Below are 16390 nucleotides of genomic sequence, written 5' to 3'. Positions count from 1 at the left end.
AAATTAATAATTAAATACAATGAGCATTAAAAAATAGTAATAAAGGCGAAAATTGAAGGCTATAACATATTTAATGTAATGGCGTGTTTGCTATTAAGCTGTCCTCTTTTATTATTGTCAGGCATAAAAAGGAATCTACTATGTCTTCCCAAACCGTTATGATTATTGATGAACATCCTATTTATCGCTATGGTTTACGGCACCTTATCGACTCAGATGCATATTTCACTGTCGCAGCTGAATGCTGTAATTGCTCTGAAGCACTTGATATTGCTGACAAACTACAACCTGACATAATACTAACTGATATCAATATTTATGGTACTAAAACATTCGAAACAATTCGCTTATTACGTAAACGCTGCCTTAAGTCGTATTTATTAGTTTTATCATTTTCAGCTTTAAAAACAGATATCTACAATGCTATTGATGCAGGCGCACAAGGCTATCTGCTTAAAAATAGTGAACTTGATATGCTGATGAATAGCATGCGAAAAGCAGCGGCTGGGCACCATGTATTTAGCGAAAAAGTCTATCAATATCTCGTTAATCGCCATAAAATTAATGACCCATTATCATCATTAACGCGCAGAGAATGCGAAATATTGCATGAAATGGCGGCTGGATTAAAAAATAGGGAAATTTCCCAATTACTTTTTATTTCAGAAGAAACAGTAAAAGTGCACATCCGTAATTTACTTAAAAAACTAAATGTACGCTCCCGATTAGAAGCAAGTCTAATATACATGAGAGCAAAATAATATATTTACTATAATTAATTTATTATGAAATAATTTAATTAACTATTAATTTAATCATTAGATTAACTTTTCTTTCCCACAGAAAGCTAGATCCTGAATAGATTTTCGCGCATTATGTAGGGCTAACAGTAAATCATCAAAGGAAAATTTTATGTCAAACAGCACTTCTTCCCCTTACATTATGTATGGTATTAAAAATTGTGACACGATCAAAAAGGCGCGTCGCTACTTGGAAGATAATGGCATTAATTATCAATTTCATGATTACCGTGTTGAGGGGATTGATGATGCCTTATTATCGACGTTCATCGCTCAGCTCGGTTGGGAAGTTTTAGTTAATAAAAGAGGCACAACTTGGCGTAAACTCAGTGATGCTGAAAAAAATGCCGTTGTTGATGCTGAAAGCGCCAAAAAAGTGTTATTGGCTGAACCTGCGATGATCAAGCGCCCAATTCTCGTTTCAGCAGACAACCGCTATCTTGTCGGTTTTTCCGCTGATGAATATCAACAATTTACTCAATAAGCCGGAGCGCAGTGATGGATTGTCCTGTTATACAACTCGCTCAAGAGCTTATCTCTCGCCCATCAATTAGCCCTGATGACCAAGGGTGTCAGGCATTATTAATTGAACGACTCGAAAAAGTAGGGTTCACCGTTGAAAAAATGTTATTTGATGATACGGCTAATTTCTGGGCTTATCGAGGTGCCGACGGCGAGACCTTAGCATTTGCAGGCCATACGGATGTCGTTCCCGCTGGGGATGAGACAAAATGGCAAACGCCCCCTTTCATACCAACCATTATCAACCAACACCTTTATGGTCGTGGTGCAGCGGATATGAAAGGCTCCGTTGCAGCTATGGTCGTCGCTGCCGAGCGTTTTGTACAAAAACATCCCGATCATCGTGGTCGGTTAGCCTTTTTAATCACATCCGATGAAGAGGCAAAGGCGACAAATGGTACGGTTAAGGTCGTTGAAACGTTGATGCAACGTAATGAGCGGTTAGATTACTGTTTAGTGGGCGAGCCTTCTAGCCAAACTCAACTCGGTGATATCGTTAAAAATGGCCGCCGAGGCTCTATCACAGCGAATTTAACGATTTTAGGCACGCAAGGGCATGTCGCATATCCACACCTTGCCGATAATCCAGTACATCGAGCGACAAATTTTTTACAAGAACTTGTATCAACACAGTGGGATCAAGGTAATGAATTTTTCCCCGCGACCAGTATGCAGATCGCCAATCTTCATGCGGGTACTGGTGCGACAAATGTTATTCCGGGTGAGTTTTTCGTTCAGTTTAATTTCCGATTTAGCACAGAATTAACCGACAAAATCATCCGTGAGCGTGTTGAAGAGATGCTAGCACGACACCAATTACGCTATGAAATTGAATGGAAGCTTTCGGGCCAGCCTTTCTTAACCCGTACAGGGAAATTAGTCGACGCCACCGTGCAAGCCATTCATGAATTCACGGGGCGCACTACAGAGCTCTCAACGAGTGGTGGGACATCTGATGGGCGTTTTATTGCTCAGATGGGGGCACAGGTCATTGAATTAGGGCCACTCAATGCCACTATTCATAAAGTTGACGAGTGTGTCAGTGTACATGACCTACAGCAACTGGCACGGATTTATGAACGCATAATGGAGCTACTGTTACTATGATGACCATCGCCATGCTCACCGGCCGTTCAACCGACCATCTCGTGACATTAGGCGGTAATCACCGCCTACAATTTAATGCGACAAAAGCATTTTTGTCCATGCAACAAGCGGCGGCGAAGGCTGGCTTCAAGCTCCAATCCGCCAGTGCATTCCGTGATTTTTCACGTCAGCAACTGATTTGGAATGAGAAGTTTACCGGAAAGCGCCCCATTCTTGATAAACAAAGTAATCCGCTAGATATTAGCGTATTAAGCGAAGGCGAATTATGTGAAGCTATTTTGCATTGGTCCGCCCTGCCGGGCGCAAGCCGCCACCATTGGGGCACGGAAATTGACGTCTATGACCCATTGCGTCTCCCTGAAGGGCAATCACTGCAACTTGAGCCATGGGAATACGAACAAGGCGGCTATTTTGCTGAGCTGAATCAGTGGTTAAGTGACAATATGGCCACATATGACTTCTACCGCCCTTTCACCGCTAAAAATGCAGGTGTTGCCTATGAACCTTGGCATATTAGCTATTGGCCCTTATCCCATGACGCTGAGCAACTGTTGACCCCTCAAGTGGTTCAATCTGTTTTACAAGAAGAAGTTATCTTGGGTAAAGATTGGCTATTAGCGAATCTAGAATATGTTTTTAATCGCTACATTAAAATTCCAGAATAGCCTCAAAAAGCGCCAAATCTCTTGGCGCTTTTTCATTTAACACCATCATGCTTTATTATCATTCGGTACAGGTTTATCTATCACCGGTAATCGATACATAAAAATCACTAGCCAGCATAACAGGACAAATAGACCTAACTTTAACCACCAAAAGTTCACAACCCAAATTGAAATCGTAAACGTAACTAATATCACGGCTATCGCTTTAGGTTTAGCGCCTTTTGGCAAACCTTTATACGTTTGCCAATGTCGGATATAGCCACCAAACCATGAACGATAAAGTAACCAGTGATGAAAACGCGGCGATGAGCGAGAAAAGCACCATGCCGCCAATAAGAGAAAGGGGGTTGTTGGCAGTACCGGCAATACAACGCCTAAGCATGCTAATATTACCGCGAGCCAACCTATTAGGATCAACAATCCTTTTTTTATATTCAAAATGGCTCTCCCAACGGCTTCAAAAACATGATTAAATAAACCCAATGACTAGGGTATACCCTATCGAAATTCAAATAGTAATGTGATGCCAAATGTGTGCCTGTAAAAGTTTCAACTTTTCATCCACCTTTTTAATCACCTCTTATTAGCAAGCACAAAGGCGACATATGCATTGGTTAGCAGATTATTGGTGGGTGATCCTACTGATTTTAGTTGGCGTCATCTGGAATTCTATCAAAGAGATGATGCGAGTAGATCATAAAAAATTTCTTGATAATAAACCCGAGCTTCCCCCTCATAAAGATAACAATCATCTTTGGGATGATAACGATGATTGGCCTAAAGATAAGAAGGGCTAATTTTTTGCGCTATCGTTTTAACAAGCTCAGGGTGGTCACGTTGCACAACGTCTTTAACTTCTGCCCTTGCTTGTTGTAACCACGCTTTTTGCCCCGTTAATGATAGCTGTTGGCAAATCTCTTCCAAAGATAACTGTAGTTGAAAATAGAAACGCAGCAGCTTCAACCCACCTTCTTGATGCGCTAATAAACGTTGTATCGCCGCACTACTCGCTGCCAACGTACGATGATAAAAGCCAAATCCAACCAGTTCAATCCAATCTTCAGACGTTAAATGCTGTTTGTCACATGTCGGCAAGTGAAATAGCTCAAGGTCACGACGCCAAAAGAGATCCCTTGGCAAGTTGTGTTTGGCTTGCTCACACATGCGTTGTGCTTGTGATGATAGTGGTAAAATCGCCATCGCCGTGTAACATCCACTGCTTGCTTCAAGGTGTTCACCAACACGTACTAATTGATAACCCGCTTGTTGCCAAAAACGTAATAACTCCGGTGTCAGACCAAAACTCACTGATAAAAAATCTTTGCCTTGGTAAACGGCCTGCTGTTTTTGAGCGTCAAGCAGTTGTGAGCCAATTTTTTGTCGGCGATAAGCAGCCTCAACCGCGATCCTCGTTGCACGTAGTGATGACATCTGAGGCGCCTCAGGGAAGTAATAATGAGCAGCAAGGGATTGGGCCACTAAACTCCCCCTAGGGCGGCGGAGACCAGCCCAAATTTGCCAACTTAGTTGGCTATCTAACCCACCTTCTTCAACCATCCATAAGGCTCCAATCAATTGCGTCGCCGATTTGGCCAACATAAATTGCTGGCGACTTGCATCAAGTAACCGACGAAGATCGAGAGGGGATGTTCGATAATGTGCACTGGTGAGTAATCCATAAAAACTTTTCAGTTGTTTAGGATCATCAACTAATTGTTGCTGGCTGATAGGCTCAATTAGCTGTAATGGCGAGTGATCGTTTACACCTTCAGGCTCTTCTAGTAATAATGCCTGATTGAGCCAATGTTCAAGGGGATCATGCTTAGCCCAGCGGATAGGCTCGACTAAATCGAGAGCAGTAAAACCGCCCAATTGCGCACAAAACTTATTGATAAAGCCTCGCCCTGTTCCTTCATAGCCATCCACCGTTGTCGTTAATAAAACACGTGGAAAATAATTGACCAGTTGGCGCAGAATATAACTTGGAATCGCTGCCGCTTCATCAATAATCAACCAGTCAGCTTTTATGTCACCATTCTTCTTACAGTAACGTAATAATTCATCTGGCGCCCAAAAATTGAGCGGCTGACCGGCTGATTTTTCTAGTGTTCGTATCGCGACTTTAGCAGGCGCACAGCACCAGCACTCCCCTTGCCAGTTGCGGATCAACATTCCTGCAAGGGTCGATTTCCCTCGCCCACGGGGAGCGATGATCCCCCAAACACCGTCATTTGCGGATAACAACTGTTCCAGTACATATTGCTGAGCCGGTGTCGCCTCACCCGAAGGTGGTTGCCAATGCTCTTTTTCGGGTAAAAGAGAAAAATGCGCTGGCTTATCTTGTTGCCAAACCAGCACGTCAGATTGCGCCTGTATCAACTGCTGTAAATGATGCACAAAATTAGGCGTGGCGATCATGCCATTTTGCTCATTCCATCGAATACTATCGTTATCCAATGAATACGCCCACTCAGTTTGTGGTGGCGTACATAAAACCAGCAAGCTCCCAGCCTTTAATGCCCCAGCAAGCATAGCGAGAGCCTCGCTATGCAAACCTTCTCTTGCATCAAAGACCCCATGTAAAAACTCTCTGCCTAATAATAAATGTGCATTTTTAACGGGCAATGCCCCCGTTATTGTTGATGAAAGGGCCTGCCAATCACCCGCGATAATTGATTGAATTTCATTTAATCGTTTATCTATCCACAAGCTCTCACCAGAGAGCACCAACAAGCGCCGATGACCACAATCATTAAGTTGAGCACAGATTTTAGGAAGTGAATAATTCATATACCCGCTAAGATTTACCGATCAATAATGACAAGATCCCTGCTGCGATAAGAGGACCAACAGGAACACCACGGAAGAGTGCTACGCCGATAACCGTGCCAACAAGTAGGCCTGCAACTGTTGAAGGTTGATGTGACATTAACGTAACACCACGGCTTCCCAACCAAGAAACTAACACCCCGATCACAATAGCAAGCAGTGATTTCCAATTTAAAAAGGAACCTAATACATCTTGTGCTGAAATTTTACCGCTAGCAATAGGAGCCATCACACCAATAGTTAATATTAATATCCCAATCGTTAACCCATATTTCTCTACCCAAGGAAAGAAATTATTTAAAGGTGTGATCCGCACCACCAGCAAAAATAACATAGCTAATGTCACCGTCATATTATGACTGATGATCCCAAGACCCGCTAAAACCAGTAAAATTATCAAGGTAGGATCGACTTGACTCATATTGTATTCCCTGTAAAACGTGCTGCTTTTGCTTATAAAATTAGCGAAAGATAAAAAGTACGGCTTATGTTATTGGCTCACCGAATAAGAAGCAAACGTCACGGCATATTATTGCCCGATATATTGTTGAAATAAGATATTTACAGGCTCTCCTCCGATAGCGATCATTTTATTTTTGAAAGATGCGGGTAAATCACCATTCGACTCGGAAGGTAATGTCATTAATTCAGTAATGAACGGGTCTAATCCTGATGGATTATTGGCGACCTTCTGTAAAATAGTATCTAATTTTCGCCAAAATGTAGCGCCTTGAGAATAGAACTCAGCATAAACAGAGCGATCCCCTGCTTTAAATCGCTTATCTAGTTCAATAAAAGTATGTGTCACTGGAGCATTTAATGGCATCATTGCAGATTCAATTGACGAAACAATTTGTGGCTGGCTTTCCATCTGTTTTAATGCTTTCAAAGCATAATATTGGGCAAGGCCTTCCTCAACCCAAGCTGGCTGCGTTGATTTATTTTCCCTTACCATATCAATAAGTTGATGAAATTGCTCATGGGCAATAACAAGTTGGGTTTTTGCATTATTGAGATTAATGTTTTTATCATCCTTTTTATCAGAATATAAATAGTTAGCCACGAAACTGCGACCACCCGCCGCCCCACCAATAAAGCCATTTTTTTCATTACTGCCGAGCCAAATCACCAACAATGTATTATCACGCTTGTCTTGAGGTGAAATTGATAACGCTTTGGTTAAATACTTTAAGGCTTGTTGGTGATAACCATTTAGCTGATATTGATCGGTTAACGTGACGTTGTCACTAAAATAGCGAACTTTCATATTCGTTAAGTCCACTTGTTGCAATCGAATATCCCCCACTAAATAAAATTCAGGCGCCTTATAATAGGCAGGAACCGACCACGCGCTTGTATTTTCAGCTTTCGCGCCATAGATAGCGATCCCATCGGCAGCACGAATAATCCCTTCTTCATCATTGACTAAGCGCAATAATGACGTAGGCTCAGAAAGCAATATCTGTTTTTTGTTTTGATATTCACTGGTAATGAAAATAGTCGCTTGCTTCGAGGCGTCAACATGCCCTTTTGCAACTTTATTAGGGAGGACATGCCACGAAACCCGTTCACAACCTATAGGCACAATCCATTCATTTTCGGTATTTTTCTTTAACAACGTACCTTGGCACTGAGGATGGTTAATTTGCGGTTTTAACCCCCACGCTTCCCCTCTCACGATCAATTTTTGTTCCTGCTCGGATTTAGGTAAATCCATGGAGAGCGTTAACATCCCCTCCGTTGATAGATCATCAATGGTATAATGGGTTTTCGCTGACGCATTTATCAACCCGAAAAATAAAAGCGTGGTTATCAATATGGTACGCGTCAAATGAAACACTTTAACCTCTATCTTTAAATGATATTTGGGCAGGCCATACATTAATATAGAGCGACTTCCCACTCTTCAAAAGGAGGGTCAACGTTAAAAGAAGCATCACAGTAACTTCGAATATAATCCGTTGCTCTTTTCTGCGCATGAGTAAAATTCAATACTTCCCCTGCCTCATCAATTTCCAGTGTATTGATAAATATTGCGTACGCTTGTTCAATAGCACTCGGCTCCTCGCCATACAGCGACAAATAATCAATCCCCTCGAGCATGTAATGTGAACCACTTGCCATAAAATAGCTGAAAGTTCTAATCGCCCCACTAACGCTATGGCTGAGCTTCATCTGAGCCTCCTTAAAATGTATTTTGCGCTGAAAAGGTGTTGCAGCTATTGATATCTCCCGTCTCAAACCCTTTTTTAAACCAAAAATAGCGCTGTTGTGAGGTGCCATGCGTAAAACTATCTGGGATCACGCGACCTTGGCTCTGCTGCTGTAATCTGTCGTCACCAATTGCCTGAGCCGCATTCAACGCGGATTGTAAGTCGCCATCGTCTAAGATGCCCTCTTTATCCATATTGTGCCCCCAAACACCCGCAAAACAATCGGCCTGTAATTCAAGTTTCACCGACAGTTTATTGGCTTCTTTTGTACTTACACCTTGCTGTAATTTTCTTACTTGCTGCTCAATGCCTAATAAGTGCTGCACATGATGGCCGATTTCATGAGCCACGACGTACCCTTGGGCAAATTCACCACCAGCCCCTAATTTGGTTTTCATGTCATTATAAAATGACAGGTCGATATAAACTTTATTATCAGCTGGACAATAAAACGGCCCCATAAATGCTTTACCTTGCCCACACGCTGTCGAAGTACCATTGCGATAAATGACTAATTTAGGCTGCTGGTATTGTTTGCCTAGCTTTTTAAATTCCGTTTGCCAAACATCTTCTGTGGAAGCAAGCATCACTGACGTAAAGTCGGCTAACTGTGCCTCTTGTGGGCTAATGGTACGATTTTGGGCTTGTTGCGAAGAGTGATTACCGATAGGCTCTCCGGTAATTAACCCCGTGAGATCAACGCCATAATAGCCAGCTACGACAATAACAATCAGAATAACAACGCCACTTTTTCCTCGTAATGGAATTCGCATCCCCCGACCATTGCCTTGAAAACCCCCTGATGAATTTTCTGATCTTCTATCTTCAATATTGTCGCTACGACGACGGTCTTGCCAACGCATAATCACCTCTATAATCAGCAAATAAACGGTTTAGTCACAGTTTAAACTCAAAATCGTTACAATTGACTTAATTATTTTTATTCATACCATGTCATCGCCTGCTTAGCACTCTGAACTAACACAGATGTTCAACATTTTAACCTTATTAATTAAGTGGATATATTGTTTTTTAACTGATTGTTTTTCACTTAACGCAAATTAATCGCAATTCCAATTAAATAAGCGATAGAAAACACTTCGTTACTGATATCTCCTTGATTGTTACTTATAATAATATGAGGTCAATATAAAATTATTATCACTGACGATATCACTGTATTTCGCCGAGTTGACAAATCACCTTATATTCAAGTCGTCATATAATTAGGATCACTCATATGAATGTAGCTTTCCCTCCCGCCTCCAATGCGCGCTATTTTGCCCTGCGATTACGGCCCGGCGAGGATGTTATTCCAACACTGCGTCATTTTATTCAGCAGAACCACTTAAAAGCCGCTTTCATTGCTGGCTGTGTTGGTAGCTTAACTCGCGTTAATTTGCGTTTTGCAGGAAAAGAGACAACCGATCAATTTGTTGGTCGATACGAAATTGTTTCACTTATCGGCACATTAGATAGCGAAGGCGAACATTTGCATTTAGCCATTTCAGATGAAAATGGTCATGTGCAAGGGGGGCATATGATGCTTGACTGTACCGTTAGAACAACGTTAGAGCTTGTTATTGGGGAATTAGAGCATATCACTTTCACTCGTCAATATTGCGAATTATCTGGATATGACGAATTAGCAGTTTCTGAACGCACGCCCCACAACTCCCATTCTTCTGTTCATCGCTAAGGAGCGGTGTATTCATGCCAAAATCATCTACTCTTTCGAGCCGTACTTTAGCGTTAATTGTTTTTTCAATCGCTATTAACATGTTAGTTGGGCAAATAAGCTCAAGCATTAAGTTGCCAATTTTTCTTGATTCAATTGGCACAATCATTTGTGCTTTATTAGCCGGCCCTTGGATCGCTGCATTAACCGGATTATTAACCAATCTATTATGGGGATTACTCAGTGGCCCAATTGCCGCCGCTTTTGCCCCTGTTGCGATGATGATAGGCCTCAGTGCAGGGTTACTCGCTCATGCTGGATTTTTTCGGACGTTACCTAGAGTTATCTTTTCCGGCATCGTCATTACATTAGCATTGATGTTAGTTGCTGTGCCTATCCGTACTTATTTATTTGCAGGTACAACAGGTAGCGGAGCCGATTTTTTCGTCGCTTACTTCCATGCTGTGGGAGAAAACCTACTTGAATCTGTTGCCATTACCGTATTAGGAGCCAACATTGCAGATAAAATAGTGTCGGCACTCATTGCGTGGTTATTAGTGCGTCGCTTACCGCTGCGTGCACAACAAAACTTTCCAAATATGGCGCGAGTAAGATAAATATGCATCCTTTTACCTCGCTGACATTATGGTTCTGGCTCAGCTTTACTGTTGTTCTATTACCATTTGACTGGCCGTTAATTGTCGTCAGCCTGGTGACTTTTGCTATGCTACTCGCATGGAGCCAAGCACGTTACCGCTATCGCTATGTTATTGGCTTGATGCTACCAATGGCATTAGGGCTATGGCTGATCCATAGTGGTTGGCTAACCTACTGGCTGACAGGCGAGTTTTCTGTTGCGACACAGCAGCAAAAAGCCTTGGCTTTATGGTTTCGGCTTTTAGCCATTATCAGTAGTGCACAACTGTGGCTACAGTATGTGTCGACTGAAAAATTGATTAGAGCGCTATTTGCTAGCCGTTTACCAACCAGCTTTTCATATTTATTAGCTGGGCCACTCTTGTTTGTTGAACAACTACGGCAACAAATCAGCAGTATCAAAGAGGCACAGTTGGCACGAGGTGTCCCCCTTGATGGCAATCTGTTACAACGATTTATGTCATTACCGGCATTGATACTGCCACTCGCGACCCAAGCACTCAGTGAACTGGCTATCCGTGGAGCTGCCTTGGATATGCGTGGTTTTCGTGCCGTGAGTCAGCGAACAACGTTGGGCGCCCCAAAAGACAACCTCTTTCAAGCCATTTGTCGTTATGCCATTTTAGTCATTATCATCATTGAAGGAGGGATCGACTGGTGGTGGTAAATTTACAACGACTATGTTTTACCCACAAAGGTGCGGGATCAACCACCTTAGGCCCTATTGATATACAATTAGCAGCAGGACAGTGGCTTGCCATCTTAGGGGGCAACGGTAGCGGTAAAAGTACACTCGCTCAACTGCTCTGTGGTTGGTTACCTGAATTGATTACAGGTGAATTTAGTGGTGTCGCTGAGGTTTTATCACAACCCATATCACAAGGCCACTTAGCAATACTCAGTGCGCAACGCCAACTGATCCAACAATCACCACAATTACAATTATCCGGTTGCACATTCAATGTGGAACAAGAAATTGCCTTTGGCCCTGAAAACCTTGGGTTACCTGAAGCACAAATCAGGCAGCGGGTTAACGAAGCCATTGCGCTTACGGACTGCGAAGCTTTACGCCATCGACACCCCGCGACCTTATCAGGTGGAGAAGCCCAACGCGTTGTCATCGCAAGCGCACTCGCCATGCAGCCTAAGTTATTATTATTGGATGAGGCATTTAGTCGCCTCACACCAAAAGCCGCCCATACCCTGCTACTTGCGTTGAAACGCTATTCTCAACGTACCAATTGCAGTGTGATCCTGTTTGAGCGCCAACTACTTCCTGCGATGAGTTTTTGTGAGCAACTGATGTTATTAGATGCAGGTAACGTCATCGCCACAGGTACTGATAGAAAAAAACTTTTTTCGGCGGCACAAACCACCATTAATATGCCCGATGCTTGGCGTGCACTTGGTTATTTAATCAATCAAAATGCTTGGCCTACTGACATTCCCAATGATAACAACGCATTACTTAAGGCATTTAAGGAGTATTATGCTACTTTTTGAACATATTGATTATCGTTGGCCTAAAAGTACCCAAGAGACCATTTCACAGCTTTGTTTGCGTCTCGAAGCGGGCGAATGGGTTGCATTAGTTGGTGACAATGGTGCTGGAAAATCGACACTCCTGCGGCTTGCTGCGGGTCTATTGCGCCCAACACAAGGTGAGATCCACTTTAATCACCAAAAACTTGCCGCACTGAACGCTATACAACGTGCCAGTCAAATTGGTGTTTTATTCCAAGAGGTCGAAAAACAAGTTTTCCATAGTCGAGTAAAAGATGAAGTCGCATTCGGCCTTAAACGACAAAAGCTATCTCAATCAGAGATAGAAAAACGGACGTTGGAAGCCCTTGAATGTTGCCATTTGCAAGATGTTGCCAATAGTCACCCTCTTGATTTAGATGCAGGTCAACGGCGTATGGTGGCTGTCGCCAGCCTGAGTGCGATTTCCCCCAAAGTGCTGCTATTAGATGAACCTACTCGTGACTTTGATGCACGTTGGCTCGCTTGCTTTGAGCGTTGGTTGGCATTACAGCGTACGATGGGCACGACGCTACTCGCCATTAGCCATGATCTTGATTTTGTTGCTCGCCATTTCAAGCGGGTTATTCATCTATCAGCAGGTAAAATCATTGCTGATGGTCCGCCTGAAACCGTACTTAACCACCCTGATTTACAACCAGAATCCGTGCTTCCAACACCAACACTGTATTCATTGAGTCACGCATTGGATATCGCGTTAGAAAGCGACCCTAAACGTTGGGCTGATAAATTTATCCGTATTAGCCGCGAGCCAATCTGACTTTTCAGCTTGAACGTTATCAGTTTTTATATGGTTGTCGACCCTTGATATCAACACTAAGGTTTGATTTATTGCGGTGATAACGTCTTAGCTTATATCTAGATATCGATATCAGACAGGTAAAAAATGCCATGTTAATGGTAAACTATCCCGAGTCAAGGTTGGGCAAGTGTGTGTCATGCTGCTCTGTTTTATTATTTGTAGCATGATAGGTCCGATGTATATAAATAACCCGTAAGAGAACTTTGGCTGTATAGACGAATTAAAACCAGAAAACTAATTATCTTCCTAAGTAAAAGCTGTAAACATCCATTATGCAACTTCCCCGCTAAAACAGCTCAGTAAAACCGATAACCTAAACGCCAAGATGTTAGTTAAAGCGTCAATACAGTTGTATAATGAAAAGTGGTCACAATTATCTGTGTTATATGTATGAAACTAAAATATGAATTCCTTAAATATCACTTTGTATTCTATGATCTGATCTTCGAACAGATGACTAAGGTTTAATCATGCGGGCAATCCAAACGCTATTTTGTATCTTCTCCCTACTATTTTCGGTGATAGGATACTCTGCTGACAATAAGTTAACCTTAGTTATTGCAGGTATGACTTCGCAACAAGTGGTTTCTATTATGGGGGAACCTTCTGATTCAGCAACGATAGAAAATGCCACCCTATTGCTCTATACCAAGCGCCCCACCATGCTTAAAATGCAAAATACTGATCAACACTTTATTTTCCTTGATAACAAATTGGTAGAGTATGGTGAAAAGCATATTGAACCCACACATTCAGCCTATAACCTGATACCTGCCACTGAGCAACTACAGTTATGGTTAGCAGAGCAAGGCAAAGATCTTAATCCATCTGCGGCTGCTCATGACCTTACGACCAACAAAAAATAGCACCAATAATAGCGGCTTAGCTTTCTGACATCCCCCTCATTTAAGGGCATTTCGTCCAAAAAATCGAATGTCGAGTGTATTCGCAAAGTTGCGCATCGTATTTTCAAAGCTAAAAGTGTTGATAAGACAGCCATCATTCTCCTTATCGCCCATGAATAACAGATGAGCAGCTAAAGGCACCAAACCAACTCATCGCTGACGTAATCAACTCGCCCTTTACACCATGATTTTTAGAAAAAGGAAATTCCTTGAAAACGAAAAATGAGCAACATGCGTGTCCATTGTAATGCCATGTTTCTCATCTACGACACGATAGTTGATAGGTGGTCGTTCTTCGGGGTGTGTCGGTGTACAACAGCATCACAGCATCGATTTTGCGAGTGAGATGATTTTCGACCTAATGCCATGGTTTCGAACTGACATCATTGAGGGGAAGGTTTTTTAGGTTGCCGCTTAGTGCATTATTCATACTGATTAGTTCAAAGCCCTCACTAAACAGCGAAGGCTTTGTCAGCACTCTAAGCGACTTTTTAAAACCGATTAGATAACAAATTAATCTAATTTTACGCCGATACGACGCGCAACTTCCTCGTAAGCTTCAATTAAGCCACCGAGGCTTTGACGAAAACGGTCTTTATCCATTTTATTGAGGGTCTCTTTATCCCACAGGCGGCTACCATCTGGAGAGAACTCATCACCAAGTACGACTTTGCCTTTGAACAGGCCAAACTCCAATTTAAAATCAACGAGGATCAGCCCTGCATCCGCAAAAATTTTTGATAACACTTCATTGGCTTTATAACTTAAGCGCTTCATTTCCGCCAAGTTTTCTTTGTTCACCCACCCAAAAGTTTCACAATACGACTCATTCACCATCGGGTCATGTTTTGCATCATCTTTTAAGAACAAATCAAACAATGGTGGATTTAATTCCATCCCTTCTTCGACGCCAAGACGTTTAACCAAAGAGCCTGCTGCACGATTACGAATAACGCACTCTACGGGCACCATATCCAGTTTTTTTACCAATGCTTCTGTGTCAGAGAGCAACGCTTCCATCTGTGTTGGAATACCCGCCTCTTCTAATTTGCTCATAATAAAATGGTTAAACTTATTGTTTACCATCCCTTTACGCTCGAACTGCTCGATACGCTCGCCATCGAGTGCTGATGTATCATTACGGAATTCCAGAATTAAAAGGTCAGGATCCTCAGTGGTATAGACCGTTTTCGCCTTACCACGATACAACTCAGCTTTCTTTTGCATCTTACACACTCCAGAGATGGGATTATTCAATTAGGGTATCAACCTGCAAAATTGTGTCTGCAGATCCAGATAAGTAACAATAAAATGGTTGAAATTTACCCTTTTACCGTTACTTTTCTGCTCTGTTTCAATAAGTTATTGAATAAAAGAACCTGACAAGCTAACTAACTGATATTCAATATTTTATCTACTGTACCTAATTATAATAATAAAATCCACGCACAGACGCAAACGATTACTTAAGCTTAAACACTGGTTTTTTGTCCATTTCGCTGACCATAAAAATGAAGCTATTAATCGATTGGCATAAAGAAAGGTTGTAGGTATGACTTAAATGCAAAAAAGCCGCAACCTCAAATAGAGGCTGCGGCTCCATAACAAAGTAATAATTACTTGTCGCCGACTTTACTGAAAGCCGCTTTCAGTGCAGACACCATCTCATCATTTTGTTTCTGAGTCAGTGGTGTACCCTTAGTATTAATAAACTGCAAGCTACTGCGGTTATTCAAATCACCGACTTGAATTTTATAATCCGCTTCTGGAATTGATGGGTCATCAATCCCTAAATTTTGCCATTCTGAACTGCTCAGGCCTTTATAAGTTACCATCACAGAGCCATTTGAACGACTGCGATCACCCACTTTCATACCGATGCTTTCCAGTTTACGTGGTAAACGCTCCCAAACAGCATCAAATGGTGCACGTACGATGACAACAGGCAAGCCCGTGGCATCACTGCCAGATTGAACATCAATAATGCCATATGCACTTTGGATACTATTTTTATTGGATGTATCACGTAAAGCATACAGGCTATCGGTTAACTCATTTAGCAATAATTTGTTATAACGCTGAATTTCAGCCTGATCCGTCACCGCTTCTGTACCTTGACGTAGGCCTAAATTCGTTACCGTCAGCGCGATCATGCCCCCTTGAGGTTGCACAGTGACTTTATGACGGCTTTCTAATGGAACGTCTTCATCCGCACGTTCCCATTTTACCCAATCCGTTTCAATCGAGCGCGACCCATCGTCTTTTGTCGTGACTGGAATATTACGCTGTTCCAAAATCATAGTGACTTGTGACCATAGCGCACTATTCTCAGGTGTATTTTCAAGCAACAAGCGGCTTGCTTCCGCGCTATCTTCAGTACGTGAACCCGCTAATTGCGAAATAGACAGTACAGGAGGGCGAATATCGAGTGCTTTACCTACTGGGCCAGATGAGGCAACTTTAGGGACGTCATATTCGCCATTTTGCAATGGTAATGTCATTCCCTGAGGTATATTCAACACTTTCAATGGCGCGGCATCGAGATAATCTTCGTTACCGCTGACCTGACGTTTATAGCGCTGATCGCTGGAACAGGCTGCCAGTAACACAACGAGTGACAGGCCAGCAACCTTCATAACCTTCGATTTTTGCAATAATGTTGCCATTAAA

At 42.4% G+C, this 16390-nt stretch carries 19 protein-coding genes; 11 read left to right on the top strand and 8 right to left on the bottom strand.

Going from position 1 to position 16390, the window contains the following annotated elements; all coding sequences use genetic code 11:
* Window positions 1-140: 140 nt before the first annotated feature.
* The 4 genes from PR699_RS04580 to PR699_RS04565 all read left to right on the top strand — a co-directional run bounded on the left by PR699_RS04580 (window position 141) and on the right by PR699_RS04565 (window position 3094).
* Window positions 141-761, top strand: coding sequence for a LuxR C-terminal-related transcriptional regulator (locus PR699_RS04580; protein WP_014656110.1), 621 nt, complete (start codon window positions 141-143; stop codon window positions 759-761).
* 151 nt (window positions 762-912) lie between these two features.
* Window positions 913-1284: an ArsC family reductase gene (locus PR699_RS04575; protein ID WP_014656111.1), complete on the top strand. Its 372-nt coding sequence runs from the start codon at window positions 913-915 to the stop codon at window positions 1282-1284.
* Between the two features lie 14 nt (window positions 1285-1298).
* The gene (dapE, locus tag PR699_RS04570) at window positions 1299-2429 is read left to right on the top strand and encodes a succinyl-diaminopimelate desuccinylase (protein WP_004920549.1); all 1131 of its coding nucleotides are present in this window, start codon (window positions 1299-1301) and stop codon (window positions 2427-2429) included.
* Entirely contained in the window at window positions 2426-3094 is a 669-nt protein-coding gene (locus tag PR699_RS04565; protein ID WP_014656113.1) for a M15 family metallopeptidase, read from the top strand. Before dapE ends, PR699_RS04565 begins: the two co-directional genes overlap by 4 nt.
* 45 nt (window positions 3095-3139) lie before the next feature.
* Here the strand turns inward: PR699_RS04565 and PR699_RS04560 are convergent, their stop codons facing one another.
* Window positions 3140-3526, bottom strand: a complete 387-nt coding sequence (locus PR699_RS04560) for a DUF454 family protein (protein ID WP_169342229.1) — start codon at window positions 3524-3526, stop codon at window positions 3140-3142.
* A gap of 173 nt (window positions 3527-3699) precedes the next feature.
* Between PR699_RS04560 and PR699_RS04555 the strand changes: the two genes are divergently transcribed.
* The gene (locus tag PR699_RS04555; RefSeq protein ID WP_004920559.1) at window positions 3700-3891 is read left to right on the top strand and encodes a YpfN family protein; all 192 of its coding nucleotides are present in this window, start codon (window positions 3700-3702) and stop codon (window positions 3889-3891) included.
* On the opposite strand, the gene PR699_RS04550 is transcribed toward PR699_RS04555, so the two are convergent.
* From PR699_RS04550 to PR699_RS04530, 5 genes are all read right to left on the bottom strand, one after another.
* Complete coding sequence (locus tag PR699_RS04550; protein ID WP_014656114.1) at window positions 3872-5884, bottom strand: tRNA(Met) cytidine acetyltransferase TmcA; 2013 nt, start codon at window positions 5882-5884, stop codon at window positions 3872-3874. The genes PR699_RS04555 and PR699_RS04550 overlap by 20 nt on opposite strands.
* Window positions 5885-5891: 7 nt before the next feature.
* Complete coding sequence (locus PR699_RS04545) at window positions 5892-6344, bottom strand: DUF441 domain-containing protein (protein WP_004920564.1); 453 nt, start codon at window positions 6342-6344, stop codon at window positions 5892-5894.
* Between the two features lie 108 nt (window positions 6345-6452).
* Complete coding sequence (locus PR699_RS04540) at window positions 6453-7763, bottom strand: hypothetical protein (protein ID WP_225829660.1); 1311 nt, start codon at window positions 7761-7763, stop codon at window positions 6453-6455.
* A gap of 41 nt (window positions 7764-7804) precedes the next feature.
* Complete coding sequence (locus tag PR699_RS04535; protein ID WP_004920570.1) at window positions 7805-8098, bottom strand: hypothetical protein; 294 nt, start codon at window positions 8096-8098, stop codon at window positions 7805-7807.
* Between the two features lie 10 nt (window positions 8099-8108).
* Window positions 8109-8999: a neutral zinc metallopeptidase gene (locus PR699_RS04530; RefSeq protein WP_014656116.1), complete on the bottom strand. Its 891-nt coding sequence runs from the start codon at window positions 8997-8999 to the stop codon at window positions 8109-8111.
* A gap of 377 nt (window positions 9000-9376) precedes the next feature.
* On the opposite strand from PR699_RS04530, the gene PR699_RS04525 reads away from it, so the two are divergent.
* The 6 genes from PR699_RS04525 (at window position 9377) to PR699_RS04500 (ending at window position 13681) form a co-directional block, all read left to right on the top strand.
* Entirely contained in the window at window positions 9377-9835 is a 459-nt protein-coding gene (locus tag PR699_RS04525; RefSeq protein ID WP_014656117.1) for a PPC domain-containing DNA-binding protein, read from the top strand.
* Window positions 9836-9849: 14 nt separating this feature from the next.
* Window positions 9850-10431, top strand: coding sequence for a membrane protein (locus PR699_RS04520; protein WP_014656118.1), 582 nt, complete (start codon window positions 9850-9852; stop codon window positions 10429-10431).
* A gap of 2 nt (window positions 10432-10433) precedes the next feature.
* Window positions 10434-11138 carry an energy-coupling factor transporter transmembrane component T gene (locus PR699_RS04515; RefSeq protein ID WP_014656119.1) on the top strand — a complete coding sequence of 235 codons (705 nt, stop codon included), beginning with the start codon at window positions 10434-10436 and terminating at the stop codon, window positions 11136-11138.
* Window positions 11129-11974 carry an energy-coupling factor ABC transporter ATP-binding protein gene (locus PR699_RS04510; protein WP_014656120.1) on the top strand — a complete coding sequence of 282 codons (846 nt, stop codon included), beginning with the start codon at window positions 11129-11131 and terminating at the stop codon, window positions 11972-11974. Before PR699_RS04515 ends, PR699_RS04510 begins: the two co-directional genes overlap by 10 nt.
* Window positions 11961-12773, top strand: coding sequence for an energy-coupling factor ABC transporter ATP-binding protein (locus PR699_RS04505; RefSeq protein ID WP_004920586.1), 813 nt, complete (start codon window positions 11961-11963; stop codon window positions 12771-12773). The genes PR699_RS04510 and PR699_RS04505 overlap by 14 nt, the downstream gene beginning before the upstream one ends.
* Before the next feature lie 512 nt (window positions 12774-13285).
* Complete coding sequence (locus tag PR699_RS04500; RefSeq protein ID WP_014656121.1) at window positions 13286-13681, top strand: hypothetical protein; 396 nt, start codon at window positions 13286-13288, stop codon at window positions 13679-13681.
* A gap of 552 nt (window positions 13682-14233) precedes the next feature.
* Here PR699_RS04500 and purC read toward each other — a convergent pair.
* Window positions 14234-14947, bottom strand: coding sequence for a phosphoribosylaminoimidazolesuccinocarboxamide synthase (gene purC, locus PR699_RS04495; RefSeq protein WP_004920604.1), 714 nt, complete (start codon window positions 14945-14947; stop codon window positions 14234-14236).
* 389 nt (window positions 14948-15336) lie between these two features.
* The gene (gene bamC, locus PR699_RS04490; RefSeq protein ID WP_004920611.1) at window positions 15337-16386 is read right to left on the bottom strand and encodes an outer membrane protein assembly factor BamC; all 1050 of its coding nucleotides are present in this window, start codon (window positions 16384-16386) and stop codon (window positions 15337-15339) included.
* Between the last annotated feature and the right edge of the window lie 4 nt (window positions 16387-16390).

It is taken from the genome of Providencia sp. PROV268, from assembly GCF_028477805.1.
Taxonomy (GTDB): Bacteria; Pseudomonadota; Gammaproteobacteria; order Enterobacterales; family Enterobacteriaceae; genus Providencia; species Providencia stuartii.
Note: the sequence above shows the minus strand (reverse complement) of the source record. Positions and strands in the feature narration are given on the sequence as shown.